Annotated in this window: 1 protein-coding gene; it reads left to right on the top strand. The window is 67.4% G+C overall.

Going from position 1 to position 665, the window contains the following annotated elements; genetic code table 11:
- Nucleotides 1–622, top strand: a 622-nt coding sequence (locus tag ACK4IR_RS12370) for an HAD-IC family P-type ATPase (protein WP_409874641.1), incomplete at its 5' end; no start/stop codon positions are given.
- Nucleotides 623–665: the final 43 nt, after the last annotated feature.

Here is a 665-nt window from a genome sequence, read left to right as displayed (position 1 = left end):
CCACGACGGCGCCACCGCCATATTCGTGGCGATCGACGGAAAGGCGGCCGGGGTCATCGGCATCGCCGATCCCATCAAGGCCACCACGCCGGCTGCGATCCTCGCGCTGAAAGCGGCCGGTCTGCGGCTGGTGATGATGACCGGGGACAACCGGACGACGGCCGAAGCGGTCGCGCGGCGCCTCGGCATCGACGAAGTCCAGGCGGAGGTTTTGCCGCAGGATAAGGCGTCTGTGGTTCAACAGCTTCGTTCGCAGGGTCGGATCGTCGCCATGGCGGGGGATGGCGTCAACGATGCCCCTGCCCTCGCCGCAGCCGATGTCGGCGTCGCCATGGGGGCGGGTTCGGACGTCGCCATCGAGAGCGCCGGCGTCACGCTGCTGGGCGGTGATCTGCAAGGCATCGTGCGCGCACGGCGTCTGTCCCGCGCGGTGATGGGCAACATCCGCCAAAACCTCGTTTTCGCCTTCGGCTACAACGCCCTTGGCATCCCCGTGGCGGCTGGCCTGCTTTATCCCGTCTTCGGCTGGCTTCTCTCGCCTGCCCTTGCGGCGCTCGCAATGGCGCTCTCCTCGGTCAGCGTCATCGGCAATGCGCTGAGACTGCGCGCGGTGAGGCTTTAGCCAGGATAGGCAATCAACAGTCCGCCCACCCACCCAAGGGAGG

Origin of the sequence: Thermosynechococcus sp. (assembly GCF_046299635.1) — a bacterium.
In the GTDB taxonomy this organism is placed as follows: Bacteria; Cyanobacteriota; Cyanobacteriia; order Thermosynechococcales; family Thermosynechococcaceae; genus Thermosynechococcus.
The sequence above is the reverse complement of the archived record's forward strand: the minus strand, read 5'-3'. Positions and strand labels throughout refer to the sequence as shown.